Raw genomic sequence first — 26536 nt, forward strand, 5'->3', positions numbered from 1 at the left:
CAGCGCGTCGCATCCTTGCGCGTTCAGACGGGGCGCACCATATGACGGATCGATCCGAGCTGCGCAAGCCTCGGCCCGGTGACGCGGTAGCCCATGCGCTGGTAGAGCCGCGCGGCGGGATTGTCGACGAACACGCGCAACTGCAGTTCGTGCAGCCCGCGGGCGCGCGCCCAGCGATGCGACATGTCGAGCATGTAGGTGCCGGCGCCCTGCCCGCGATGGCCGGCCGCGATCTGCACGTCGCGGATATGCAGCGAATCGCCTTCCTCGGTCACGCGCAGCACGCCGATGCGCTCGCCGTCGGCCTCCAGGATGAAGTTCTCGGATTCGCGCCAGCTCGCATAGAACAGGTCGCTGCGCCAGACAAGCCCGTGGCGCTTGTAATAGCCGCCCATGTTGCCGTGCGTCAGCGCTTCGGCAAACGGGAAATCGCCAGGCTCCGCGGGCCGGAGCTGGTACAGCAATCGCAGGTCGGTCGGATCGAGCATCGCGCAGGGGTCAAGAACGCATCCCGCCACGATAGCGCAGTCGCGGGCGGATGCAATCGCGAATTTCTCGTAGCGGCGCCAACGGTAGCGCACACGCTGAAGCACGAATGAAAAAGCCCGCACGAGGCGGGCTTCTTCATTTTCTGGCGGAGCGGACGGGACTCGCCTACGTCTCGCAGGCCGCGGCTGCGCATGCATGCGCAGCCCTTCGAGTCCCGCCGGAAGCCGCGCAGGCGGCTTCCTCCGCGCCGCAGTCACGCGCCCGCCAACGGGCGCAACCGACGATACAAATGAAAAAGCCCGCACAAGGCGGGCTTCTTCATTTTCTGGCGGAGCGGACGGGACTCGAACCCGCGACCCCCGGCGTGACAGGCCGGTATTCTAACCGACTGAACTACCGCTCCAGTCTTGCTTCTTGCCTGGCAGGCGTCGGTTACTTCCTGCCGGCGCATCGTTTGTTCGAACGACGCCGAAATCTGGCGTCCCCTAGGGGATTCGAACCCCTGTACTCACCGTGAAAGGGTGATGTCCTAGGCCTCTAGACGAAGGGGACAGCGTACTGCTTACATCTTTAATGCAAAAGCCCGTTCAAAGCGTTCATTTGAACGGGCTTGTTCTGGCGGAGCGGACGGGGCTCGAACCCGCGACCCCCGGCGTGACAGGCCGGTATTCTAACCAACTGAACTACCGCTCCAGCTTTCTGCTCTATCACCTGCAGGACCACATTCACGCCCTGCAAGCGTTGCGACACTTCTACGAAACGCCGCTGAATCCTGGCGTCCCCTAGGGGATTCGAACCCCTGTACTCACCGTGAAAGGGTGATGTCCTAGGCCTCTAGACGAAGGGGACAGCGTACTGCTTACATCTTTAATACAAAAGCCCGCTCAAAAACGTCTTGAACGGGCTTCGTTCTGGCGGAGCGGACGGGACTCGAACCCGCGACCCCCGGCGTGACAGGCCGGTATTCTAACCGACTGAACTACCGCTCCAACTTTCTGCACCGTTACCCGCAGGACGTCGGTTACGTTCCTGCAAGCCTCGCGACATTTCTACGAAACGCCGCTGAATCTGGCGTCCCCTAGGGGATTCGAACCCCTGTACTCACCGTGAAAGGGTGATGTCCTAGGCCTCTAGACGAAGGGGACATGATCTTTTCAGACCTGTCTGACTTTCGCTATTCACTTATCGTCAACAGCGAAGGCCGAAATTTTAACTGCTTTAAAGCATTTTGTGAAGCATTTATTACTACCACCACTGCTTCGCAAATCAATCTTTTGTTCTGTTGGTGGAGGTAAGCGGGATCGAACCGCTGACCTCTTGCATGCCATGCAAGCGCTCTCCCAGCTGAGCTATACCCCCTTGCAGAACAGAAATGAGATTATATGGACCGAATTCGAACTTGTAAATACCCTTTTTGCGATTGGAGCGAAATTTTTGCGAAGCCGACGCAACGTCACGTGTCGACGGCTTCGCGCGCCCCAACCTCAGGACAGCGCAGCCTCGATGCGCGACACGACGATGTCGCGACCGAACAGCACCAGCACCGCGTCGATCGACGGCGTATGCGTCGTACCGGCCACCAGCAGACGCACCGGCATCGCGAGCTGCGGCATCTTCAGCTTGTGCGTGCCGAGCGTCGCCTTCAGCGCGGCGGACACCGCTTCCTTCGTCCAGTCGGCCGCCTTCAACGCGGCAACGAGATCGGCCAGTGCCGGTCGCACGGCATCGGTCACGTGCTGCGCGATCGCATCGGCGTCCGGGGTCGGCACACGGTAGAACATTGCGGCACCTTCGGCGATCTCCTTGACCGTCGTCGCGCGGTCCTTCATCAGGCCGACGACCGCGTCGAGCGCCGGGCCCGTCGCGATGACCGCATCGTCGATGCCGAGCGCGTCGAGGAACGGCTTCGCCAGCGCGGCGAGGCGCGCGTTGTCGGCTTCCTTGATGTAATGGGCATTCAGCCAGCTCAGCTTGCTGTGGTCGTACTGCGCGGGCGACTTGCCGAGGTGTTCGAGATCGAACCATTCGACGAACTGCTCGCGCGAGAAGATTTCGGCGTCGCCGTGCGACCAGCCCAGACGGGCGAGATAGTTGACGACGGCCTCCGGCAGAAAGCCTGCGTCGCGATAGGCCATCACGCTCATCGCGCCATGCCGCTTGCTCATCTTCTCGCCCTGCTCGTTCAGCACGGTCGGCAGGTGCGCATAGACGGGCGGCTCGCCGCCGAGCGCATGCAGAATGTTGATCTGGCGCGGCGTGTTGTTCACGTGGTCGTCGCCCCGGATCACGTGCGTGATGTTCATGTCCATGTCGTCCACGACCACGCAGAAGTTGTAGATCGGCGTGCCGTCCGGACGCGCGATCACGAGGTCGTCGAGTTCCTCGTTCGAGATCTCGACACGGCCCTTCACCGCGTCGTCCCACACGACCGTGCCGGTCAGCGGGTTGCGGAAACGCAGCACGGGCTTCACGCCGGCCGGCGGCTCGGGCAGCACCTTGCCCGGCTCCGGACGCCAGGTGCCGTCGTAGCGCGGCTTCAGGCCGGCTTCGCGCTGGCGCTCGCGCAGCGCGTCGAGTTCCTCGGCCGACATGTAGCACGGGTACGCGAGGCCCTTCTCGAGCATCTGCGCGAGCACCTCGCGATAACGGTCCATCCGCTGCATCTGGTAGATCGGGCCTTCGTCGAAATCCAGGCCAAGCCACTGCATCCCCTCGAGGATCGCATCGACGGCTTCCTGCGACGAACGCTCGACGTCGGTATCCTCGATACGCAGCACGAACGTGCCCTTCATCTTGCGGGCGAACGCCCACGGATAAAGCGCGGAGCGGATGTTGCCGAGGTGAATGAAGCCGGTGGGACTCGGCGCGAAGCGGGTACGGACAGGACGGGTCATAAACGGTAACTCGAACGCCTGGGGCGCATGAATGATTCGACGCGGGATCGACGGCGACAGCCCGGACAGCAATGGGGCCGGCCGCGCCCGGAACGGGAAAGAAGCCGGAATTATACTCGCGCCGGTCATCGCGCCAAGCGCACCGCTTGCTTTATGATGTGCGCGCCGCGGCCGCCAGCCGGCGCCGCGCCGGCCGCCCGGATCCCGCCGCACGGCCGCTCGGAACCTATCGCCGCCGCGGGCCGCACGGCCCGCCGCCAAGCCGCCGGAGAACCATTCGATGTCGTCCCCTCGCCTGTCGCGCCGCCACTTCACGATCGCGTGCGCGTCCGCCAGCCTCGCCGCCTGCACGTCGTTCGGCGACAAGTCCCGCCCCGACAACACCGCGCAATCGCACGAGAAACCCGTGAAGATCGGCATCGCGCTCGGCGGCGGCGCCGCCCGCGGCTTCTCGCACATCGGCGTGCTGAAGGCGCTCGAGGCCCGCGGCATCCCGATCGACATCGTCGCGGGCACGAGCGCGGGCTCGGTGGTCGGCGCGTTGTACGCATCCGGAATGAGCGGGCTGCAGATCAACAAGATCGCGCTCGACATGGATCAGGCGTCGATCAGCGACTGGGCACTGCCGTTCCGCTCGCGCGGGCTGCTGCAGGGCGTCGCGCTGCAGAACTTCCTGAACAAGGCGCTCAACAACCGGCCGATCGAAAAGATGACCAGGCCGCTCGGCGTCGTCGCAACCGATCTGCAGAGCGGTCAGCCGATCCTGTTCCAGCAGGGCAACACGGGGCTCGCGGTGCGCGCGTCGTGCAGCGTGCCGTCGGTGTTCGAACCCGTGAAGATCGGCAACCGCGAGTACGTCGACGGCGGTCTCGTGAGCCCCGTGCCCGCGTCGTTCGCGCGCAAGATGGGCGCGAACTTCGTGATCGCCGTCGACATCTCGGCGCGCCCGGACGGCGCAGCGACCAACAACCCGATCGAGATGCTGCTGCAGACCTTCACGATCATGGGGCAGACGATCAAGACCTACGAGCTCGACAAATACGCGGACGTCGTGATCCGCCCGAACCTCGCGGCAATGGGCGGCAGCGACTTCAACCAGCGCAACGCGGCGATCCTCGCGGGCGAGGAAGCCGTCGCGCGCATCATGCCCGAGCTGCAGCGCAAGCTCGCGGCGGCCCGCGGCGCCGCGGCCGCGTAACACGACGACGCGCGGCAGCCGACAGCGGCGCCAGCCACCCTCCGCCGCCGATCCGCTCACCGCGCACGCTTCGCGCGCACCCAAACAAAAAACCCTGCCGCCTTTCGGTGACAGGGTTTTTGTGATCCGGCGGTTTGCCGGCGAGCGTCAGTTGTTGCCGTTCGCCGTATCGTCGCCGATCGTCGCGCGCACGCGCTGACGCAGATCGTCGGCCTTCATCGGAAACTCCGATTCGATCCGGCGCGCGCCGGTGAACCGCTTTTCCCAGTAGCCGTTGTCGAGATCGTCGACGCGAACGGTGCTGCCGGTCGACGGCGAATGCACGAACTTGTTGTCGCCGATGTAGATGCCGACGTGCGAGAACGTGCGGCGCATCGTGTTGAAGAACACGAGGTCGCCCGGCTTCAGGTTGCTCATGCTGACCTTCTCGCCAACGCGGCTCATCTCTTCCGCGCGACGCGGCAGCGACATGCCGAGCGTGTCCTGGAACACGTAGCGCACGAAGCCGCTGCAATCGAGGCCGGAATCCGGGGAGTTGCCGCCCCAGCGATAGCGCACGCCGATCATGTTGAGCGCGCTGACGACGACGTCGCCTGCCTTGCCCGCCATGCCGGACAGGAACGACTTCGCGCCGCCGCTCGACGGCTGTGCACTGGTCTGCTGGAGGGAAGAATTCGACCCGATTTGAGTCGAATTCGCGACATTTTGACTAAAACTGCTGACTTCGTCGGCGAACGCGCCGGGAGCTGCTGCGAACAGGGCGCCGATGAACAGCCCGGCGATGGTGCGCGCGCATGCCTGGGTCAGGGATCGATGCTGCATTGGTCGATGGAATGTGCTTAAAAATCAGCTGATTGGCGGAAAATTTCGGTCGATACTAGCCAGCGCGTAATCGTTTGTCAAAACAAATTAATAAATACAATCGAGATAGTCAGACCATTGGACGCGTATCACGCTTTCCAGACCGCTTTCAACAGCTTTTGTGTGTAAGGATGTGACGGCTTCGTGAAGATGTCGGCGACGTCGCCGGACTCCACGACCGCCCCGCCCTGCATCACCGCGACCCGATGCGCCATCGCGCCGATCACTTCCAGGTCGTGGCTGATGAATACATAGCCGAGGTTGTATTTCTGTTGCAAATTCGCGAGCAGCTTCAGCACCTGCTGCTGGATCGACACGTCGAGCGCGGAAGTCGGCTCGTCGAGGATCAGGATGCGCGGCTCCAGCACGAGCGCACGCGCGATCGCGATCCGCTGGCGCTGCCCGCCCGAGAATTCGTGCGGATAGCGATGCAGCACCGTGCGGTCGAGGCCGACTTCACGCAGCACTGCGAGCGACTTCGCGCGGCGCGCATCGGGCGTCAATTCCGGGCGATGCAGTTCGAGCCCCTCGCCGACGATCCGCTCGATCGTGTGGCGCGGCGACAGCGAACTGAAGGGATCCTGAAAGACGACCTGCATGTTCGAGCGCAACGCGGTCTGCTCGCGGCCGCGATAGGACGACAGCGCACGGCCCTGGAACTCGATCTCGCCGTGCGCCGTCCGCTGCAGCCCGAGCAGCGCCATCGCGAGCGTCGATTTGCCGGAGCCGGATTCGCCGACGATGCCGAGCGTCTCGCCCTGCCGCACCGACATGGATACGTCCGAGACGGCCGTCACCGGCATCGTGCCGAACCAGCCGGCAAAACCCGGCCGCTTGCGCGCGAACTGAACACTGACGTGGCGCGCATCGAGCACGACCGGCGCGATCGGCATCACCGGCGCGACCGCACGCTGCGGCCGGCTGTTCAGCAAACGCCGCGTGTACGGATGCTCCGGCTCCGCGAAGATCCGCTCGACCGGCCCGCTTTCGACCAGCTTGCCGTGCTCCATCACCGCGACCCGCTCGGCGAAGTGCCGCACGAGATTCAGGTCGTGCGTGATCAGCAGGATCGCCATCCCGCGCTTTTCCGCCTCCTCGCGCTGCAGTTCGAGCAGCAGATCGACGATCTGCGCGCGGATCGTCACGTCGAGCGCGGTGGTCGGCTCGTCGGCGAGCAGCAACCGAGGCCGGCATGCGAGCGCCATCGCGATCATCGCGCGCTGGCGTTGACCGCCCGACAGCTGGTGCGGGTAGCTGTCGACACGCTTCTCCGGCTCGTCGATGCCCGTGCGCGCGAGCAGTGCAATCGCACGCTTGCGTGCCTCGGCCGCCGTCACGCCGTCGTGCAGCACGATCGTCTCGCCGATCTGCGCGCCGATCGTATACAGCGGATTGAGCGCCGTCATCGGCTCCTGGAAGATCATCGCGATATCCGAGCCGCGCAGCCCGCGCATCTGGCGCTCGCTCTTGCCGGCGAGATCATGCCCCGCGAAACGGATGGTGCCGCTCACGTCGGCATCGCGCAGCAGCCGCAGGATCGACAGCGCGGTCACGCTCTTGCCCGAGCCCGACTCGCCGACCAGCGCAACGCGCTCGCCGCGGCCGATCGCGAGCGTCACGTCGTCGACGGCCACCGTGTCGCCGAAGCGTACATGCAGATGCTCGAGCGACAGCAGCGGCTCGCCCTGCTTCGATACGGCCGTATCGCTCATCGCTGGCCTCCCGCCGCGCGCACCGAGTCGGAGATCCGCGTGTCGAGCGCGTTGCGCAAGGCGTCGCCCATGAAGGTCAGCAACAGCAGCGTCGCGACCAGCACGCCGAACGTCGACAGCGAGATCCACCACGCATCGAGGTTGCCCTTGCCCTGCGCAAGCAGCTCGCCGAGGCTCGGCGTCGGCGGCGGCACGCCGAGCCCGAGGAAGTCGAGGCTCGTGAGCGCGAGGATCGCGCCGCTCATCCGGAACGGCAGGAACGTGATCACGGGCGTCAGGCTGTTCGGCAGCACGTGGCGCCAGATGATCTGCCAGTTCGTGAGCCCCATCGCGCGGGCCGCGCGCACGTAGTCCTGCATCCGGTTGCGCAGGAACTCGGCGCGCACGTAATCGGCGAGCCCGATCCAGCCGAACAGCGACAGCAGCACGATCAGCAGCAGGAAGCTCGGCTCGAAGATCGACGCGAAGATGATCAGCAGGTAAAGCTCGGGCAGCGAACTCCAGATCTCGATCAGCCGCTGCCCGACGATGTCGATGCGGCCGCCGAAGAAACCCTGCACGGCGCCCGCGGCGATCCCGAGCAGCGTGCCGATCACGGTCAGGATCAGCCCGAACTCGACCGACACGCGGAACCCGTATACGAGCCGCGCGAGCAGGTCGCGCCCCTGCGCGTCGGTACCGAGCCAGTTCGCGCGCGACGGCGGCGCCGGGTTGGGCACGGTCGAGAAGTAGTTCAGCGTGTCGTAGTAGTAGCGGTTCGGCGGGTAGACGGCGAAGTTGCCCGGCGCTTCGATCCGCTTGCGGACGTACGGATCGAGATAATCGGCCGGCGTCGGGAAGTCGCCGCCGAAGGCCGTCTCCGGATACGCATGGAACATCGGGAAATAATAGTGGCCGTCGTAGCGCACGACGAGCGGCTTGTCGTTCGACCACAGCGGTGCCGCAAGGCTTGCCGCGAACGCGATGACGAAGATCACGAAGCTCCAGTAGCCGAGACGCTGCTGGCGAAAGCGCCGCCATACGCGGCGCGCGGGAGACGGCGACACGCGCGCGCGCGCCGCGTCGATGCGGGACGACACGGCTACCCGACTCATCGCGCACCTCGCCCGGCGACGCCGGGCATGCGGGCAGGCGCGCCGGCAAGCGGCGTGCGAACGGACGGTTTCATGTCAGCGCTCCAGGTTGTCGAATTGAATGCGCGGGTCGACCCACACGTAGCAAAGATCGGAGATCAGCTTGGTTGCAAGCCCGATCAGCGTGAACAGGTACAGCGTGCCGAGCACGACCGGATAATCGCGCCGCACGACCGACTCGTACGACAGCAGCCCGAGGCCGTCGAGCGAGAACAGCGTCTCGATCAGCAGGCTGCCCGTGAAGAACGCGCCGATGAACGCGGCCGGAAAGCCGACGATCAGCGGCAGCATCGCGTTGCGGAACACGTGCTTCCACAGCACGGTGCGCTCGGCGAGCCCTTTCGCCCGCGCGGTCAGCACGTACTGCTTGCGGATCTCGTCGAGAAACGCGTTCTTCGTGAGCATTGTGACGACGGCGAAGCTGCCGACGACCGACGCCGTGATCGGCAGCGCGATGTGCCACAGATAATCGAGCACCTTGCCGATCAGCGACAGCTGGTCGAAGTTGTCCGACGTGAGCCCGCGCAGCGGGAACAGCTGCCAGAACGAGCCGCCGCCGAACAGCACGAGCAGCAGCACGCCGAGCACGAAACCGGGAATCGCATAGCCGACCAGCACGACGAGGCTCGTCGCGACGTCGAACGGCGAGCCGTTGCGCACGGCCTTCGCGATGCCGAGCGGCACCGAGATCAGGTAGGTGATGAAGAACGTCCACAGGCCGATGCTGATCGACACCGGCAGCTTCTGCACGATCAGCGACCACACGCTCTGGTGCCTGAAGTAGCTGTCGCCGAGATCGAAGCGCGCGAAGCGCTTCAGCATCAGCCAGTAGCGCTCGAGCGGCGGCTTGTCGAAGCCGTACAGCGCCTTCAGCTGCGCGAGCTGCTGCGCGTCGACGCCCGTATGCGCGCGCATGCCGAACGGCGTCGCGCCCTGCTCCGTCGCGCCCTTGCGCAGCTCCTGCACGGCCTGCTCGACGGGGCCGCCGGGCACGAACTGGATCACCGCGAACGTGAGCGTGAGCACGCCGACGAGCGTCGGGATCATCAGCAGCAGGCGTTTGAGGATGTAGCTCCACATAGGGCGTCGACTCGCGATCGATAGGCTGGGTTGAACGAAGGGCCGGCAGGTTTCAGCGATCGGGCTTGGCCCACCAGGTCGACACGACCCAGCCCTCGGCCGAATAGTACAGCGGCAGCGTTTGCGGATAGGCGAGCGCGCGCTTGTACGCGATCCGGTGCGTGGTGCTGTACCACTGCGGAACCGCGTAATAGCCGTGCATCAGCACGCGGTCGAGCGCATGCGTCGCATCGAGCAGTTCGTCGCGGGTCTGCGCGGTGCCGAGCGCGTGCAGCAACGCGTCGACGGCCGGCGACTTCAGGCCGATGATGTTGTCGGAGCCCGGTTCGTCGGCGAACTTGCTGTCGAAGCGCGAGAACTGCTCGGCACCGGGCACCTGCACGCCCGGATAGCGGATCGTCGTCATGTCGTAGTCGAACGCGTCGAGCCGTTTTTGCAGCAGCGCATAGTCGGCCGTGCGAAAACGCGCGTCGATGCCGAGCTTCGCGAGATTGCGCTGGTAGGCCGTCACGATGCCTTCCATCGCCGCGCCCGAGTCGTCGAGGATCTCGAACGTGAACGGCTCGCCCTTCGCATTGCGCAGCGCGCCGTCGCGGTAGGTCCAGCCGGCTTGCGCGAGCAGCGCACGGGCCTTCAGCAGGTTTGCGCGCAGCGAGCCCGGCGGATGGGTGTCGGGCTGCACGACCATCGGGCCGAACACGGCCGGATCCAGCTGCGCGCGCAGCGGCGCGAGCAGCTTCAGCTCGCCCGGGCCCGGCGTGCCCGTTGCCTGCAGGTCGGTGTCGGCGAAATAACTGTCGAGGCGCGTGTATGCGCCGTAGAACAACTGGCGGTTCAGCCATTCGAAATCGAACGCGAGGTCGAGCGCCTGGCGCACGCGCACGTCGCGAAACAGCGGCCGGCGCAGGTTCATGAAGAAACCCTGCATGCCCGCGCCGTTGTGCTGGCGGAATTCGCGCTTCACGAGCTCGCCGCTGTCGAAGCGCTTGCCGACGTCGCGCCGCGCCCAGTTGCGCGCGATGTATTCGACGAGCACGTCGTACTCGCCGGCCTTGAACGCCTCGAGCCGCGCGACGCCGTCGCCGTACAGCTTGTAGACGATCCGCTCGAAGTTGTTGGTGCCGACCCGCACCGGCAGGTCGGCACCCCAGTACGCGGGATTGCGCCGGTACGTGATCGTGCGGCCGTTGTCGTAGCGCTCGATCAGGTACGGCCCGCTGCCGATTGGCTGCTCGAACGCGAGCTGGTCGAACGGGATGCGCGAGCCGTCCGCGCGCAAGCCCCACTTGCGCGAGAACACCGGCACGCCGCCGGCGATCAGCGGCAACTCGCGATTCGCACTGCGGAACTCGAAGCGCACGGTCGCCGGGTCGACCACCACGGCCTTCGCGATGTCGGCGAAATACGCGCCGAATTGCGGCGCGGCGAGCTTGCTCTTCAGCGTGTCGAACGAATACTTGACGTCGTCGGCCGTGACCGGGTCGCCGTTGGAAAAGCGTGCGCGCGGGTTCAGATGGAATGTGACCGCGCGGCGGTCCGGCGCGATCTCGATGTCGTCGGCGAGCAGCCCGTAAGCGGAAGCCGGTTCGTCGAGGCTGCCGGTCGCGAGGCTCTCGAACAGCATGTCGATGCCCGGCGCGGGGTTGCCGCGCATCGTGAACGGATTGAACTTGTCGAACGACGTGAGCCGGTTCGGGTTGGCGAGCACGAGCGTGCCGCCCTTCGGCGCGTCCGGATTGACGTAGTCGAAATGCTTGAAGCCCGGCGGATATTTCGGCTCGCCGTATTGCGCGATCGCATATGCTGCGTGTGCGGCCGTCGCGGCCAGCACCGCCTGTACTGCCAATACTGCCGCCGTGCGGCCGGCAGCCCATACGGCATGTGCGGCGCCGAAGCGGATGCGCGCGGCGACAGCCCGGGGCGAACCCTTCGTCATAGAGGCCCTGTCGGTCGATTGATGGGTGTAACGAGGGTCGATTCTACCCATTCAATTCGGCGTCGAGCCAGCTTGCGGGCGTTCGCGCGTGGCGCCGGCGCATCGCGCCGCATGCATGCCGTCCGCTCGAGGCAAAAGAAAACCGCCACGCGGGCGGTTCTCCTCCCCTCCTGCGCATACGCATCGCGCATGCGCCGCATGTCGATCAGTGCCGGTGACCGTTGTTCCAGTGACCACGCCCATGATCGCCGCCCCAGCCGCGGCCATGATGGCGATACCACTCGTCGCGCCCCCAGTAGCGGCGGCCGTCCCAGTAGCGGTCGCCATGCCAGCCGATCACGATCGCCGGCGCGGGCGCATACACGGGCGCCGGCTGATAGACGACCGGCGGCGGCGGCGCGTACACGGGCGCGGGCGCGACGTAGACCGGAGCCGGCACGCCGACGTTGATCCCGACATTGACTCCCGCCATTGCTGCGCCCGACACGAGCAAGGCCGTCATACCGGTCAAGAGCGAGGCAACACGCAAAGTCTTCATGGATTCCTCTTTGAGTTGTGTCATGTGTGATTCGACTATAACGGCAAGCGCCGTCCCAGCATATTTCAAGTTTGTAAGAACTGATGCGCGGCATCGCAACGGGAAGCGCCCGCTAACGTCTTGTAACAATTGACGGCCCGATCACGGCCCTGCGCGCCGCTCCGGCCCGCCCGCCGGGCTTCTCGCCCGGACTCGCGTCGAATCATACTGCGTCCGGACGCTCGTTCGCCGTGCCAATGCAATTGAAATGATGCGCGCGGATTTCGCAGGCGAAAAAAAAGCGGCACTCGCGTGCCGCTTCTTCATGGCCGGCGCGTTGCGCCGCGACGTCGCTCAGCGCGACATCATGTTCATGCTGACGTTGTGCATCACCCACAACGTCCCGACGATCAGGATCGCCGCGGTCAGCACCGTATAGCTGAACGCCATCACGTTCCAGCGCTGGCCCGACGAACCGTTCATGTGCAGGAAGTACACGAGGTGCACGACGATCTGCACGAACGCGAGCGCGGCAAGCGCGATCAGCGACGCGTGCGGCGACAGCACGCCTTCCATCACCAGGCCGAACGATGCGGCCGTGAGCAGCACCGACAGGATGAAGCCGGCGACATAGCCGCCGACGCTGCCGTGCCCTTCTTCGAGTTGAGACGAATGCGAATGGGCCATTTAGATCACGCTCGCAAGATAGACAAAGGAAAACACGCAGATCCACACGATGTCGAGGAAGTGCCAGAAGAGGCTCAGGCACGTCAGACGACGCAGATCGCGATCGGTCAGGTCGCCACCGCGCAGCACGATCTGCCCGGCGAGCACGACCATCCACAGCAGGCCGGCCGTCACGTGCAGGCCGTGCGTGCCGACCAGCGTGAAGAATGCCGACAGGAACGCGCTGCGTTGCGGGCCCGCGCCTTCCGCGATCAGGTGCGAGAACTCGCGCAGTTCCATCGTGAGGAACGCCGCGCCGAGCAGGAACGTCACCGCCAGCCAGGCGAGCAGCGCGCCGCGCCGTTGCTTGTACGCGGCCAGCATCGCGAAGCCGTAGGTGATGCTCGACAGCAGCAGCGCGGCGGTTTCCAGCGCGACGCCCGGAATGTCGAACAGGTCCTTCGCGGTCGGACCGCCCGCGTACTGGTTGCCCAGCACGGCGAACGTCGCGAACAGCGCCGCGAAGATCACGCAGTCGGTCATCAGATACAGCCAGAAGCCGAACACCGAGTGCGACGGCGGATGGTCGTCGTGCTCGAGCAGGGTTGCGCTCAAGGTTTTCTGCAACATCAGTTGGCCTCCAGTTCCACGTCGTCGACACGCGTGGCCACGCGCACCGCCGGTTGCTTCTCTTCGATCTTGCGCACCTTGGTCGCCGGAATGTAGTAGCCGTCGTTGTCACGCGAGCTATAGATCACGAGCGTCGCGACGATCCCGACCAGGCCGCCGATCGCCATCCACCAGATATGCCACACCAGCGCGAAGCCCAGCACGAGGCTGAAGATCGCGACCACGAGACCCGCACACGTATTCGACGGCATATGGATGTCGCGGATCGACGCCGGGTTAGGACGGGCATCGCCACGTGCCTTCATGTCGGCATACGCGTCCAGCGTGCGCACCTGCGGGGTCACCGCGAAGTTGTAGTCCGCCGGCGGCGACGTGGTGGCCCACTCGAGCGTGCGACCGCCCCACGGATCGCCCGTGGTATCGCGGTATTCCGGCAGGTTGCGGTTGCGGATGCTGACGACCAGTTGCAGCAGCTGGCATGCGATGCCGATCGCGATCAGCACGGCGCCGAATGCGGCGACCAGCAGCCACGGATGCCATGCCGGGTTGTCGTAATGGTTCAGACGACGCGTCATGCCCATGAAGCCGAGCACGTACAGCGGCACGAATGCGACATAGAAGCCGACCTGCCAGAACCAGAATGCAGCCTTGCCGAGCTTCTCGTTCAGCTTGAAGCCGAACGCTTTCGGAAACCAGTAGTTGAAGCCCGCGAGATAGCCGAACAGCACGCCGCCGATAATCACGTTATGGAAGTGCGCGATCAGGAACAGGCTGTTGTGCAGCACGAAGTCCGCACCCGGAATCGCCATCATCACGCCGGTCATCCCGCCGATCGTGAACGTGACCATGAAGCCGATCGTCCACAGCACGGGCGTCGTGAATTCGATCCGGCCGCGATACATCGTAAACAGCCAGTTGAACACCTTCACGCCGGTCGGGATCGCGATGATCATCGTCATGATGCCGAAGAACGCGTTCACGTTCGCGCCGGAGCCCATCGTGAAGAAGTGATGCAGCCACACGAGGAACGACAGCACCATGATCGCGCAGGTCGCGTACACCATCGTCTTGTAGCCGAACAGCGGCTTCTTCGAGAACGTCGCGATGACTTCCGAGAAGATGCCGAACGCCGGCAGGATCAGGATGTAGACCTCGGGATGGCCCCACGCCCAGATCAGGTTCAGGTACAGCATCGCGTTGCCGCCGGCTTCGTTCGTGAAGAAGTGCATGCCGAGGTAACGGTCGAGACCGAGCAGCGCGAGCGTCGCGGTCAGGATCGGGAACGACGCCATGATCAGCACGTTCGTGCAGAGGGCCGTCCACGTGAACACCGGCATCTTCATCAGCGTCATGCCGGGCGCGCGCATCTTGATGATGGTCACGAAGAAGTTCACGCCGGTCAGCAGCGTGCCGACACCCGATATCTGCAATGCCCACAGGTAGTAGTCGACCCCTACCCCCGGACTGAACTGCAGCTCCGACAGCGGCGGGTAGGCGAGCCAGCCCGTCTGCGCGAATTCGCCGATCACGAGCGAGATGTTGATCAGGATCGCGCTGACCGCCGTCATCCAGAAGGAGAGCGAGTTGATGAACGGGAACGCGACGTCGCGCGCGCCGATCTGCAGCGGCACGACGAGGTTCATCAGGCCGACCATGAACACCATCGCCATGAAGAAGATCATGATCACGCCGTGTGCCGTGAAGATCTGGTCATAGTGGTGCGGCGGCAGGTAGCCGGGCGCGTTGTACGCGAGCGCGAGCTGCATGCGCATCATGATCGCGTCGGCGAAGCCGCGCAGCAGCATGATCAGCGCGACGATGATGTACATCACGCCGAGTTTCTTGTGGTCGACCGTCGTCAGCCATTCCGTCCACAGCCACTTCCAGCGGCCGGTGATCGTCAGGCCGGCGAGCACGCCCAGCACGGCCAGCCCCATGAAGGCGCCGGCCACCATGATGATGGGCTGATCGAACGGGATCGCCGATAGTGTGAGTTTGCCGAACATGCGTTACCCCTTCGTGCCGCAGGCGGCGTCCTTCAGATCGAGGACGTGGCCATCGTTGTATTTCGCGATGATGTTGTGGAAGAGCCGCGGATCGACCGACGAGAAGTAGCGCACCGGCGCCTTCTCGCTCGGCTGAGCGACCGAGCCGTACACGGTCGCGTCGAGACGATCAGGCGATGCCTTGACCTTCTGCACCCAGGCATCGAACTGCTCGCGCGGCTCGGCCAGCGTGCGGAACTTCATGTCGGAGAAGCCGCGGCCGCTGAAGTTGGCCGACGTGCCCGCGTAGTCGCCGGCTTCGTCGGCGATCAGGTGCAGGCGCGTCTGCATGCCGGCCATCGCGTAGACCTGGCCGCCGAGCTGCGGAATGAAGAACGAGTTCATCACCGAATCCGACGTGATGCGGAAGTTCACCGGCGTACCGACCGGAATCGCGAGCTGGTTCACCGACGCGATGCCGAGTTCCGGATAGATGAACAGCCACTTCCAGTCGAGCGCGACGACCTCGACGTCGATCGGCTTCACCGACGATTCGAGCGGCTTGTACGGATCGAGCTCGTGCGTGGTCTTCCACGTGAGCACGCCGAGGAACAGGATGATCAGCGTCGGCACCGTCCAGATCACGATTTCGATCGCGGTCGAGTGCGACCAGTTCGGCGCATAGGCGGCGTTGCGATTCGACGCGCGATAACGCCACGCGAACCACAGCGTGAGCAGAATCACCGGCACGACGACGACCAGCATCGCCCACGTGGAGGTTGCGATCAGCGCCTTTTCGGCGGCACCGACACTTCCTTTCGGATTTAGTACATCTAAATTACAGCCTGACAGGCTCAGCGCCGCGCCGATTGACATCAGCGCCGTCCAGCCTTTTGAAGCTTTTCTTTTCATCACACAGCCCGAGGGGTCATTGAATCCGTAGCGTATGCCCGATGCGCATTCGATCCACGAAAGTGGACCGAATCATACGTCGCGCGAGCACGATGAAAAACCGGTGGATGCGGAAAATCATCATTGCAAAATCTGCCGTGAGACAGATTGTCGCGGGGCAATTTCACGCAGCCGGAAGTGGGCAGGTGCGCTCGGCACCCGCTCCGATGGATGCGCGCGCAACGACTGCATCGTCGTGCGATGCGGCCGTCGTGCGCGGTGCACTGCGGTCAGTTGCGTGCCGAGGCCATGTAGGCCGGCTGCGGCGGCGTGATGCCGTCCCCTGCCGGCACCTTCGAGCGGCTGGCGTCTTCGATCAGTTGCGCGACGGTCGGATCGATTGCATCGGTGAACGGCTTCGGATAGATGCCGACGCCCAGCACGATCAGCGCGAACGATGCGAACACCGCGATCTCGCGACGGCTGAGGTCGGAGAGCTTCGCGACACGTGCGTGATCGATCTTGCCGAACACGACGCGCTTGATCATCCACAGCGTGTACGACGCGCTGAGGATCAGCGTGAGCGCCGCGATGGCGCCGATCCAGAAGTTGAAACGGATCGCGCCCATGATGACCATGAACTCGCCGACGAATCCCGACGTGCCCGGCAGGCCGACGTTGGCCATCGCGAACAGCACCGCGAACATCGCGAAGCGCGGCATCACGCCGGCCACGCCGCCGTATGCGGCGATCTCGCGCTGCTTGGTGCGATCGACCAGCACGCTTACGCACAGCAGCATTGCGCCCGCGACGAAGCCGTACGAGACGAGTTGCACGATCGCGCCTGCGACGCCGATCTGGTTGAACAGGAACAGGCCGAGCGTGACGATCCCCATGTGCGCGACCGTCGAGTACGCGAGCAGCTTGGTGAGATCGGTCTGCGCGAGCGCGACCAGGCTCGCGTAGACGATCGCGAACAGCGACAGCGCGATCACGGCCGGCGCGAAGAAGTGAGCTGCATCCGGCGTGATCGGCAGCGCGAAGCGCAGGAAACCGTAACCGCCGAGCTTCAGCATCGCGAGCATCAGCGCGGCGCCCGTCGGGCCGTCCGTGTAGACGTCGCGCAGCCACGTGTGAACCGGCCACATCGGCACCTTGACCGCGAACGCGGCGAAGAAGCCGAGGAACACCAGCAACTGCGGCGAGAAGCCGAGTTCCAGCGTGCGCCATGCGTTCATGTCGAACGTATGCGACTTCGCATACAGGTAGAGCATCGCCATCAGCAGCAGCAGCGAACCCGCGAACGAGATGAAGAAGAACTTCACCGCCGCGTACACACGATGCTCGCGGCCCCACGTACCGATCAGCAGGTACAGCGGAATCAGCGTCGCCTCGAAGAAAATGAAGAACAGCAGCCCGTCCTGCGCGACGAACACGCCGACCATCAACCCCGACAGGATCAGGAACGACGCGTAATACTGCGCGATGCGAACCGTGATCGATTCCCACGATGCGATCACCACGATGAGCGTCGTGAATGCGGTCAGCACGACGAGCCAGAGCGATGCGCCGTCGATGCCGACACGCCAGCCCGAGTTGAATGCCGCAAGCCAGTCGCGGGTTTCGACAAACTGCATCGCAGCCGAATGCGAATCGAAACCGGCGACGAGCGGGACGACCGCTGCCAGCCCGATCAGTGCGCCGATGAGCGCGATCAACCTCGTGCGATTGGGATGATGGTCGCTGCCGGCACGTAGCAGGCACGCGCCGACCAGGATCGGAGCCCAGATCGCCAGGCTCAGAAAGGGAAAATCATGCATGTCAACAAACCTAGAGAGGGTCGCGCACTGCATCGGGACAGGCGGGACGAAAGAATCGAAACCAAATCGTAAGATAGATTTCGCGAATCACCCTTGTTGGCGAAATGTAAAGCAACGTCAGAACGAAGTTTGACGCGGCTCAAGCGCAATCGGGTTAACGAGGATAAATCGATTGGAGAAATTTTGCATCGCAACAGACTCTAGTTCTTCGGCGCACTCACAACCAGCTGATTTTTATACGTAATTTTTTGTATTATCAGAAGCCGTGACACCCAAGAATCGGTGCGATGCCGCATTTTTGACGTCAGACCGCTGTTTTGGCGTGCCTGAACAGGATGCCCGGAACGGTGGGCGCGTCCGGCATGAATCTTACATTAGTACTTTCATTTAACTTACATTTTCCCGTCATCAAAATACCCACTGAAGGCGCGCGATACCGCGCGCGTCGCAGCCCTTCCGGCTAGAGCTGATGACTCAACCGGTCCCATATGCGCATCGCCACCGCGCGGTAGTGGTTGTGTTGCGCGGGGAAATGAACGAAGCGACTGTCGCGCGTGGCATAAACCGGCGAAGTCGCGAGCGTGATCGCGTCGACGATATAGCGCGCGTCGATCATGCCCGCCCGCAGCAACTCGACATAGATGGCCTGCTGATCGCCGCCGCTCGCGTAGACGGACGATCGATCGTCGAAGCTCTCGATACGCGCGCACATGCGCTCGACCAGTTCGCGCATCGGCGCGACATTGCGCACGCCGATCATGCACGAGTTGATCGCCCAGGCCGTATGGTCGGTGCCGATCACGAAATCGCGGCCGTCGATCACACCGTCGACCGGCTGACTCTGGTCGATCGCGAGGATGTCCGCGTCGACCCAGAACACGAACGCATGATCCGGCAGATGTTCGCGAATCAGATGCAGCTTCGCCCAGTTCGCGTCGATGCCGGCCGGCAGGAACGCCGGCGGCTCGCGATACGCATGGTACGCATAGCCGTGGCGCGTGCAGTAGCGCACGAAGTTCTCCTCGTGCAGATCGCCGTAACCGGCGATGTGCGACGTGTGCAGGCTCACGAACGCAATGCGCGCATGCGGATTCACGTGTCGCGCCGGCTCGCGCGGCCGCTGCTGCGCGGCACGCCAGTCGTCCATCGCGCGCGGCTGCTCGCCGCGCCGGGCCCGCGCCGCATCGTCGACGAGTGCGACCACGTAGCGAAAGTCGTAGTCGGGCGGCGGCGCCCACTCGCCGTCCGTCTGCCGCCATTCGGGCGCATGGTGCGCGACGAGCGGGTCTGCGACGACGACGGCATCGATCGCATACGCATCGGCCCACACCGTTTGGGCCGACGCGAAATAGCCGCTCGCGAGCGGCTGATCGAACGGCAGCGGCGGAAAATGCGCGGCAAGCAGCGTCGCTTCGCATGCGTGTCGCCGCGCCGGCAGGCGCATCGCCCACTCGCCCAGTTCGACCGCGAGCTTGCGCAAGCGCTCGCGCACGTCGGGCACGTTGCGAAAGATCATGCCGCTTGCCGCGGGTAGCGGCGATTGCGGCGTCTGCGTCGTGACGATCGCGTCGTAACCGTTCGCGACATCCGGCAGCGCATGCTGGCCGAATACGACCGAGAACGGATCGAGCACGAGCAGCAACGCCCCCTGCTCCATCGCGACGAGTTGCGCGACGATCGCGTGGTACTTGTGCAGCACCTGCTGGCGCTCGCCGTACACATGCATGCCGTCGACGATCGCATGCCGGTAGCCGTGGCATCCTGCGTAACGCTCGTGGTTGGCAACGAGCCCGTCGACGGGTCGATGAGAAAGAAAAGTCAGTACGGAATGCATGCGTGCCAGGACTCCAGCTTGGGGCGCGACGGGCGATACGCCTATTTAGCGCATGTGCGTCGCTCAAGTCGAGCATTGCTTGGCTGTCCGGACCCAGTGCGCGCCGATCGGTGAGTCCAAAAAACGAAGGGGGAAAAGAAAAAGCCCCGCAAGTCCGAGAACTTGCGGGGCTTTGTCACCGCTTTTGGCGGAGACGGAGGGATTCGAACCCTCGATCCAGGTTTTGGCCCAGATGCTCCCTTAGCAGGGGAGTGCCTTCGACCTCTCGGCCACGTCTCCCAAACTTTCGCTCGCACCAGGGAGGCAGTGCGACGAGAACGAGATAATATAGGGTTTCGAACCGGTCGTCAATTTCCGTGATGCACTTTCTTCAATGCATCACAAAAAATTCACGCTGCCTGATCGAGCTCGAATGCCTTGTGCAGTGCGCGGACGGCCAGCTCCATGTATTTCTCGTCAATCAGCACCGAAATCTTGATTTCGGACGTCGAGATCATCTGGATGTTGATGCCCTCTTCCGACAGCGTGCGGAACATCTTGCTCGCGACGCCCACGTGCGAACGCATGCCGACGCCGACGACCGACACCTTCGACACCTTCGGGTCGCCCTGCACGCGCTCGGCGCTCACATGGCCCTGCACCTGGTTGGTCAGGATGTCCATCGCCTTCTGGTAGTCGCCGCGACCGACCGTGAACGTGAAGTCCGTCTTCCCTTCGACGCTCTGGTTCTGGATGATCATGTCGACATCGACGTTCGCGTCGGCGACCGGGCCGAGGATCTGATACGCGATGCCGGGCTTGTCGGGCACGCCCATCACAGCAATGCGTGCTTCGTCGCGCTGGAACGCGATGCCGGAAATGACTGCCTTTTCCATGGTCTCGTCTTCTTCAAAAGTAATCAGGGTGCCCGAGCGCATTTCTTCGTCGAGCGCAATCAGCGGATCGGTCAGGCTCGACAGCACACGCGTCTTCACCTGGTATTTGCCGGCGAATTCGACCGAGCGGATCTGCAGGACCTTCGAGCCGAGGCTGGCCATTTCCAGCATTTCCTCGAACGTCACGCGATCGAGGCGTCGCGCCTCTTCGACCACGCGCGGATCGGTCGTGTAGACGCCGTCGACGTCCGTGTAGATCAGGCACTCTTCGGCACCCAGCGCGGCCGCCACCGCCACCGCCGACGTATCCGAGCCGCCACGGCCCAGCGTCGTGATGTGGCCGTCCGGATCGACACCCTGGAAGCCCGTGATGATCACGACCTTGCCTGCGTTCAGATCGGCCTTCACGCGTTCGTCGTCGATCGAGTGGATACGCGCCTTCGTGAAAGCGCTGTCCGTCTTGATCGGCACTTGCCAGCCTGCATAGCTCACGGCTTCGACGCCGATTTCCTGCAGCGCGATCGACAGCAGGCCGACGCTGACCTGCTCGCCGGTCGATGCGATCATGTCGAGCTCACGCGGGCTCGGCTGGCTCGAAATCTCTTTCGCGAGACCGAGCAGACGGTTGGTTTCGCCGGACATCGCGGACGGCACGACCACCATCTGGTGCCCGGCCTGATGCCATTTTGCGACGCGTTTCGCGACGTTCTTGATGCGCTCGACCGAGCCCATCGAAGTGCCGCCGTATTTGTGTACGATGAGTGCCATTGTCGTTCTGAACTGGAGGAGAAACCGCACGGGCGCGCTGGACAGGCCGCGTTGCCGTTCGGTCACGCGGCTTGTGGCTGTGGACGGACGACGAGGGGGACGGCTGGGACGCAACACGCAAGCGTGACGGATTTTGCCCGGAAGGCCGATCAGGCCGCGCAAACCGGGTACGTCACGCGGAAAACCTGCACAAATCGCTCAAAAATCGAGCCGAGCAAACGACCGAGCGTACCCGATAGACGCCCGCTTGACAAGCCGCTCGCCGCGCCGGCGGGCGTTCCGGCGCTGTTTACCAAATGGTGAAAACCGGCGAGCGAGCGCGCCGCCGGAAACCTGCCGCGGCTACGCGATCAGCAGGTCGGGACGCCACTCGATCCGGCGCCACGCCCCGCCGCCGGACAACCCGTCGCCGTGATTGACGCCGAGCCGCGGCACGTAGACGAGCCGGTCGCCCGCGAACAGCAGCGGCACGTCGCGCTGCCATGCCGGCACGCCGCGCTCCTGGAACAGGTTCTTCAACGTGCGGCCCGGGCCGCCGGGCGACGTACGCATCCGCTCGCCGCCCGCGCGGGCACGCGCGGCGAGCGCCGCGGCGCGCAGCAGCGCCTCCGGCACCGCGCCGTCGCTGCCGGCTTCGGCCGGCGCGAACACGAACGTGCCGCGCCACGCCGGCAGGCGCCAGATTTCCTGTCCGTCCCAGCCGAGCACCGATTCCGGATGCGGCGTCCCGGTGCCGTCATCGGCCGGCTCGGCACTGTCGCCCGCCTCCCAGTACACGACATCGCGATACAGCCGCAGGCACTGGCCCGCATGATCGACACGCAACGCATGCGCATCGTGCGCGGCCCGCAACTGCCGCATCATGTTCGCGAGCCGGCCGGCGGACGCACCCGGCAAGCCGAGCCGGCGCATCCAGAAACGCAGCAGGTTCGCGCCGCGCGTGTCGTCGAACGCGACCAGCGCATCGCGCGACAGCGCGCGTCCGTCGTCGCGCGCGGCGGTCGCGAAATCCAGTTCGGCCAGATCGTCGAGCAGCCGCTGCGCGGCGGCCGCATGCTGGGCCGCGCGGCCCAGCGCATCGCGAAAGCCCGGAAAATGCACGGCAAGCGCCGGCAGCACGTCGATACGCAGCGCATTGCGCGCATAACGCGTGTCGCCGTTCGATTCGTCGTCGATCCATGTGAGCTCGCGCTGCGCCGCATAACGCTCCAGTTGCGCGCGCAACAATCGCAGCAGCGGGCGCACGCGCTCGACGCGAGTACCTTCCGGGCGGTAGCACGGCGCCATCGCGGCCAGACCGGCGATCCCCGCGCCGCGCAGCAACTGCAGCAGCACCGTCTCGGCCTGGTCGTCCGCATGCTGCGCGACCCATAGCGCGACCGTGCCGTGACGTTCGCACATCGCGTCGAGCACCGCGTAACGACGCTCGCGCGCCGTCGCCTCGATACCGAGGCCGCTGTCGCGCGGCACGTCGACGCGCTCCGCGTCGAACGCGACGCCGAGCCGGTCGGCCGTCGCTTGCGCGTGCGCGACCCATGCGTCGGCGTTCTCGCTCAGGCCGTGATGCACATGCAGCGCCACGCAACGCGCAGCGCCCGCGACGCGCACGGCCGCGTCGAGCAGCACCGTCGAGTCGAGGCCGCCGCTGTACGCGATCGCGATACGTGCATCGGGCGGGACGTCGGAAAGCGCAACGCCGACCGCATCGAGTACGACGCGGTCGGCGGAGAATTCGGTCGGGGGGATCACGAGAGAAGCGCGCGCCGCACGGCGCGCGATGCGAGCACGCCGGTCATGCGCCGGGCGTGGTTTCCTTGAACTTGCCGTAGGCCATCAGGCGCTCGAAGCGACGCTCGCGCAACGCATCGATGCTCATGCCCTGGAACTGACGCAGCGAATCGGCAAGCGCGCGACGCAGCAGCGCGGCCATGCCCTTCGGATCGCGATGCGCGCCGCCGAGCGGCTCGTTGATGATCTTGTCGATCAGGCCGAGCGCCTTCAGTCGATGCGCGGTCAGGCCCAGCGCTTCCGCGGCTTCGGGCGCCTTCGCGGCGCTCTTCCACAGAATCGACGCGCAGCCTTCCGGCGAGATCACCGAATAGGTCGAGAACTGCAGCATCATCACGGTGTCGGCCACGGCGATCGCGAGCGCGCCGCCCGAACCGCCCTCGCCGATCACGGTCGTGATGATCGGCGTCTTCAGTTCGGCCATCACGTACAGGTTGCGGCCGATCGCTTCCGACTGGCCGCGCTCTTCCGCGCCGATGCCCGGGTACGCGCCCGGCGTGTCGACGAACGTGAAGATCGGCAGCCCGAACTTCTCGGCGAGACGCATCAGGCGTTCGGCCTTGCGATAGCCTTCCGGACGCGGCATCCCGAAGTTGCGCGCAGCGCGCTCCTTCGTGTCGCGGCCCTTCTGATGGCCGATCACCATGCACGGGTGGCCGCCGAAACGCGCGAGACCGCCGACGATCGACAGGTCGTCCGCGAACGCGCGGTCGCCATGCAGCTCGTGAAAATCGGTAAACAGTTCCGCAACGTAATCGAGCGTGTACGGACGCTGCGGATGCCGCGCGATCTGCGAAACCTGCCACGGCGACAGATTCGCGTAGAGGTCTTTCGTCAGTTGCTGGCTTTTCTTCGACAGCCGCTCGATTTCTTCCGAAATATCGACAGCCGAGTCGTCCTGCACGAATCGCAGCTCTTCGATCTTGGCCTCGAGTTCGGCGATCGGCTGTTCGAAATCCAGAAACGTGGTCTTCATGTGTTCGAATCCTTGGGTCTTGCGGCAGCGCGTATTCTACCCGCGCAGACGATACGCAAGACCGGTTCTCAACTATTGATGTTTAAAACCCGATAGCCGTCAATCAGGCGTCGGCGTCAGGCGCGTCGAGGCTGCGCCACATGTACCAGGTCGCGACGGTGCGCCACGGCTCCCAGTTGGCGGCCACTTCCCGCGCCTCGCTGCGCGTGACGGGTTCTCCGCTGAAGTAATTGACGCTGATCGCGCGGATCAGGCCCGGATCGTCGAGCGGCAGCACGTCCGGCCGCGACAGGTTGAAGATCAGGAACATCTCGGCCGTCCAGCGGCTGATGCCGCGGATCTGCGTGAGTTCCGCGATCACGTCCTCGTCGTCCATCGACGTCCATTTGTCGACATGCAGCGCGCCGGACACGAAGTGTTGCGCGAGATCGAGAATGTATTCCGTCTTGCGCTTGGACAACCCGCACGCAATCAGCTTGTCCGCGCCGAGCCGGATGACCGGCTGCGGTGCGAGTTTCGGACACGCATCCTCGATGCGCGCCCACAGCGCCTGTGCGGACGGCACCGAGATCTGCTGGCCGACGACCGAACGCGCGAGCGTGACGAACGGATCGCCGCGCTTCACGAGATGCGCGGGACCGAACTTCGGAATCAGCTTCTTCATGATCCGGTCGCGCTTGACGAGATCGGCGCACGCCTTGTCCCAGTATGCGGGACGCACGACGCCATCGACGCCGTCGGCTGCCGCCTCGGACGCACGCGTCTTGCGGGCCGCGTCGGCGGCCGCCATCGCCGCTTCCGGCTGCACCGCATCCGCGCCTTTCGCGCGGGCGGGCTTCGCATGACCGTTGAGCGCGCCGTTCGGCACGGCGCGCGTCGCGTCCGCCTTCGCCGCTGGCGCGCGCTTGGCTGCCGGACGCGCGGCGACCGGAGTCGCGCGCCTGACCGGCGCTTTTCTGGCCGTTGCCATCTTGCCTCCTACCTGACGGATCGGTCAGTGGAACGCACCGCGCTCATACGCGACGCCATTCGGTCGATCCGCCCGGTTTGTCTTCAAGAGCGATCCCGGCCTCGAGCAGTTCCGCCCGAATCCGGTCCGCTTCGGCATAGTCCTTCGCTTGTTTCGCCGCGACGCGCGCGGCGATCTTCGCTTCGATCTCGTCGGCTGCGAGCCCGCCCGCCTGCGCGGCGCCGGCGCCCTGCTGCAGGAACGCGCGCGGTTCGCGGCCAAGCAGGCCCAGCAGGCCCGCGAGTTGTTTCAGTTGCCGCGCGAGCGACGCATCGCGCGTGCGGTTGACTTCGCCCGCCAGCTCGAACAGCGTCGCCACTGCGACCGGCGTGTTGATGTCGTCGTTCATCGCGGCCGAGAAACGCTGCGCATGCGGCTCGTTCCAGTCGAGCGCGAGCGCGTCGGGCTCGACGTCCTTCAGCGCCGTGTACAGGCGCGTGAGCGACGCGCGCGCATCGTCGAGATGCACGTCGCTGTAGTTGAGCGGCGACCGGTAGTGCGTGCGTACGATGAAAAAGCGCATGACCTCGGCGTCGTACCGCTCGAGCACTTCGCGGATCGTGAAGAAGTTGCCGAGCGATTTCGACATCTTCTCGTTGTCGACCTGCACGAAGCCGTTGTGCATCCAGTAATTGACGAACGTCGTGCCGGTCGCGCCTTCGCTCTGCGCAATCTCGTTCTCGTGGTGCGGGAATTGCAGATCCTGCCCGCCGCCGTGAATGTCGAAATGCTCGCCGAGCAGCGTGCAGCCCATCGCCGAGCACTCGATGTGCCAGCCCGGCCTGCCCATCCCGTACTTCGACGCCCACGACGCGCCTTCCGGATCCCCGGCTTTCGCACGCTTCCACAGCACGAAATCGAGCGGATCTTCCTTCGCGTCGTTCGCGGCGACGCGTTCGCCCGCGCGCAGATCGTCGAGCGACTTGCCCGACAACTTCCCGTAGTTCGCGAACTTGCGCACCGAATAATTGACGTCGCCGTCGCCCGCCTGATACGCGTAGCCGTTCGTCTCGAGCTGCTCGATCATCCCGAGCATCTGCGGAATGAACTGCGTCGCGCGCGGCTCGATGTCGGGCCGCTGGATGCCGAGCGCGGCTTCATCCTCGTGCATCGCGCCGATGAACCGGTCGGTCAGCGACTTGATCGTCTCGCCGTTCTCGACCGCGCGGCGGATGATCTTGTCGTCGATGTCGGTGATGTTGCGCACGTACGTGACCCGATAGCCGATCGCACGCAACCAGCGCTGGACGAGATCGAACACGACCAGCATGCGCGCGTGGCCCACGTGACAATAGTCGTAGACGGTGATCCCGCATACGTACATCCGCACTTCGCCGGAATGGCGCGGCACGAAAACTTGCTTGTCACGCGCGAGCGTGTTGTAGATGCGCAGTGATTCCATAGAGATGAACCGTGAGCCGAAGGAAACCGCCCTGGCGAAGCTCGCCCAGCATGCGAAACGGACGGACCACCT

At 64.7% G+C, this 26536-nt stretch carries 20 protein-coding genes and 8 tRNA genes; 1 reads left to right on the forward strand and 27 read right to left on the reverse strand.

Annotated features, from left to right (window positions below; genetic code table 11):
- Positions 1 to 23: 23 nt before the first annotated feature.
- The 9 genes from DCN14_RS25330 to gltX form a co-directional block, all read right to left on the reverse strand.
- Positions 24 to 488 (reverse strand): GNAT family N-acetyltransferase, encoded by a 465-nt coding sequence (locus tag DCN14_RS25330; protein ID WP_096507298.1) that lies wholly within the window; start codon positions 486 to 488, stop codon positions 24 to 26.
- A 327-nt stretch (positions 489 to 815) separates the two neighbouring features.
- Positions 816 to 892, reverse strand: a tRNA-Asp gene (locus DCN14_RS25335).
- Between the two features lie 73 nt (positions 893 to 965).
- Positions 966 to 1041 (reverse strand) — tRNA-Glu (locus DCN14_RS25340).
- Positions 1042 to 1105: 64 nt separating this feature from the next.
- Positions 1106 to 1182 (reverse strand) — tRNA-Asp (locus DCN14_RS25345).
- Between the two features lie 80 nt (positions 1183 to 1262).
- A tRNA-Glu gene (locus DCN14_RS25350) sits at positions 1263 to 1338 on the reverse strand.
- Between the two features lie 63 nt (positions 1339 to 1401).
- A tRNA-Asp gene (locus DCN14_RS25355) sits at positions 1402 to 1478 on the reverse strand.
- An 80-nt stretch (positions 1479 to 1558) separates the two neighbouring features.
- Positions 1559 to 1634, reverse strand: a tRNA-Glu gene (locus DCN14_RS25360).
- 138 nt (positions 1635 to 1772) lie between these two features.
- Positions 1773 to 1848, reverse strand: a tRNA-Ala gene (locus DCN14_RS25365).
- A 125-nt stretch (positions 1849 to 1973) separates the two neighbouring features.
- The gene (gene gltX, locus DCN14_RS25370) at positions 1974 to 3383 is read right to left on the reverse strand and encodes a glutamate--tRNA ligase (RefSeq protein ID WP_096507297.1); all 1410 of its coding nucleotides are present in this window, start codon (positions 3381 to 3383) and stop codon (positions 1974 to 1976) included.
- Positions 3384 to 3663: 280 nt separating this feature from the next.
- Between gltX and DCN14_RS25375 the strand changes: the two genes are divergently transcribed.
- A complete protein-coding gene (locus DCN14_RS25375) occupies positions 3664 to 4581 on the forward strand; it encodes a patatin-like phospholipase family protein (protein ID WP_096507296.1) in 918 nt (305 codons plus the stop codon).
- 147 nt (positions 4582 to 4728) lie between these two features.
- On the opposite strand, the gene DCN14_RS25380 is transcribed toward DCN14_RS25375, so the two are convergent.
- The 18 genes from DCN14_RS25380 to cysS all read right to left on the reverse strand — a co-directional run bounded on the left by DCN14_RS25380 (position 4729) and on the right by cysS (position 26464).
- The gene (locus tag DCN14_RS25380) at positions 4729 to 5403 is read right to left on the reverse strand and encodes a C40 family peptidase (RefSeq protein ID WP_096507295.1); all 675 of its coding nucleotides are present in this window, start codon (positions 5401 to 5403) and stop codon (positions 4729 to 4731) included.
- Between the two features lie 128 nt (positions 5404 to 5531).
- Positions 5532 to 7154 (reverse strand): dipeptide ABC transporter ATP-binding protein, encoded by a 1623-nt coding sequence (locus DCN14_RS25385; RefSeq protein WP_096507294.1) that lies wholly within the window; start codon positions 7152 to 7154, stop codon positions 5532 to 5534.
- On the reverse strand, positions 7151 to 8248 hold the full coding sequence (locus DCN14_RS25390; protein WP_096507293.1) for an ABC transporter permease: 1098 nt from the start codon (positions 8246 to 8248) through the stop codon (positions 7151 to 7153). Before DCN14_RS25390 ends, DCN14_RS25385 begins: the two co-directional genes overlap by 4 nt.
- Positions 8249 to 8323: 75 nt before the next feature.
- Positions 8324 to 9367, reverse strand: coding sequence for an ABC transporter permease subunit (locus DCN14_RS25395; RefSeq protein ID WP_096507292.1), 1044 nt, complete (start codon positions 9365 to 9367; stop codon positions 8324 to 8326).
- Between the two features lie 52 nt (positions 9368 to 9419).
- On the reverse strand, positions 9420 to 11303 hold the full coding sequence (locus DCN14_RS25400; RefSeq protein WP_096507291.1) for an extracellular solute-binding protein: 1884 nt from the start codon (positions 11301 to 11303) through the stop codon (positions 9420 to 9422).
- A gap of 205 nt (positions 11304 to 11508) precedes the next feature.
- Positions 11509 to 11841, reverse strand: a complete 333-nt coding sequence (locus DCN14_RS25405; protein WP_096507290.1) for a hypothetical protein — start codon at positions 11839 to 11841, stop codon at positions 11509 to 11511.
- 333 nt (positions 11842 to 12174) lie between these two features.
- On the reverse strand, positions 12175 to 12507 hold the full coding sequence (gene cyoD, locus DCN14_RS25410) for a cytochrome o ubiquinol oxidase subunit IV (RefSeq protein WP_096507289.1): 333 nt from the start codon (positions 12505 to 12507) through the stop codon (positions 12175 to 12177).
- Positions 12508 to 13116 carry a cytochrome o ubiquinol oxidase subunit III gene (gene cyoC / locus DCN14_RS25415; RefSeq protein ID WP_096507288.1) on the reverse strand — a complete coding sequence of 203 codons (609 nt, stop codon included), beginning with the start codon at positions 13114 to 13116 and terminating at the stop codon, positions 12508 to 12510.
- Complete coding sequence (cyoB, locus tag DCN14_RS25420; protein ID WP_096507287.1) at positions 13116 to 15122, reverse strand: cytochrome o ubiquinol oxidase subunit I; 2007 nt, start codon at positions 15120 to 15122, stop codon at positions 13116 to 13118. The genes cyoC and cyoB overlap by 1 nt, the downstream gene beginning before the upstream one ends.
- 3 nt (positions 15123 to 15125) lie before the next feature.
- Entirely contained in the window at positions 15126 to 16013 is an 888-nt protein-coding gene (cyoA, locus tag DCN14_RS25425) for a ubiquinol oxidase subunit II (RefSeq protein WP_096507336.1), read from the reverse strand.
- Positions 16014 to 16282: 269 nt separating this feature from the next.
- Positions 16283 to 17812 carry an NADH-quinone oxidoreductase subunit M gene (locus DCN14_RS25430; RefSeq protein ID WP_096507286.1) on the reverse strand — a complete coding sequence of 510 codons (1530 nt, stop codon included), beginning with the start codon at positions 17810 to 17812 and terminating at the stop codon, positions 16283 to 16285.
- Between the two features lie 460 nt (positions 17813 to 18272).
- Positions 18273 to 19646 (reverse strand): hypothetical protein, encoded by a 1374-nt coding sequence (locus tag DCN14_RS25435; RefSeq protein ID WP_096507285.1) that lies wholly within the window; start codon positions 19644 to 19646, stop codon positions 18273 to 18275.
- A 185-nt stretch (positions 19647 to 19831) separates the two neighbouring features.
- A tRNA-Ser gene (locus DCN14_RS25440) sits at positions 19832 to 19925 on the reverse strand.
- 110 nt (positions 19926 to 20035) lie between these two features.
- Entirely contained in the window at positions 20036 to 21289 is a 1254-nt protein-coding gene (locus tag DCN14_RS25445) for an aspartate kinase (protein WP_059450411.1), read from the reverse strand.
- 342 nt (positions 21290 to 21631) lie between these two features.
- Positions 21632 to 23038: a tRNA lysidine(34) synthetase TilS gene (tilS, locus tag DCN14_RS25450; protein WP_096507284.1), complete on the reverse strand. Its 1407-nt coding sequence runs from the start codon at positions 23036 to 23038 to the stop codon at positions 21632 to 21634.
- Positions 23039 to 23081: 43 nt separating this feature from the next.
- Positions 23082 to 24053 (reverse strand): acetyl-CoA carboxylase carboxyltransferase subunit alpha, encoded by a 972-nt coding sequence (locus tag DCN14_RS25455; RefSeq protein ID WP_006478433.1) that lies wholly within the window; start codon positions 24051 to 24053, stop codon positions 23082 to 23084.
- 103 nt (positions 24054 to 24156) lie between these two features.
- A complete protein-coding gene (locus DCN14_RS25460; protein ID WP_096507283.1) occupies positions 24157 to 25023 on the reverse strand; it encodes a DNA-3-methyladenine glycosylase in 867 nt (288 codons plus the stop codon).
- A 43-nt stretch (positions 25024 to 25066) separates the two neighbouring features.
- A complete protein-coding gene (cysS, locus tag DCN14_RS25465) occupies positions 25067 to 26464 on the reverse strand; it encodes a cysteine--tRNA ligase (protein ID WP_096507282.1) in 1398 nt (465 codons plus the stop codon).
- Between the last annotated feature and the right edge of the window lie 72 nt (positions 26465 to 26536).

The organism is Burkholderia sp. IDO3, assembly GCF_003366075.1.
GTDB lineage: Bacteria > Pseudomonadota > Gammaproteobacteria > Burkholderiales > Burkholderiaceae > Burkholderia > Burkholderia anthina.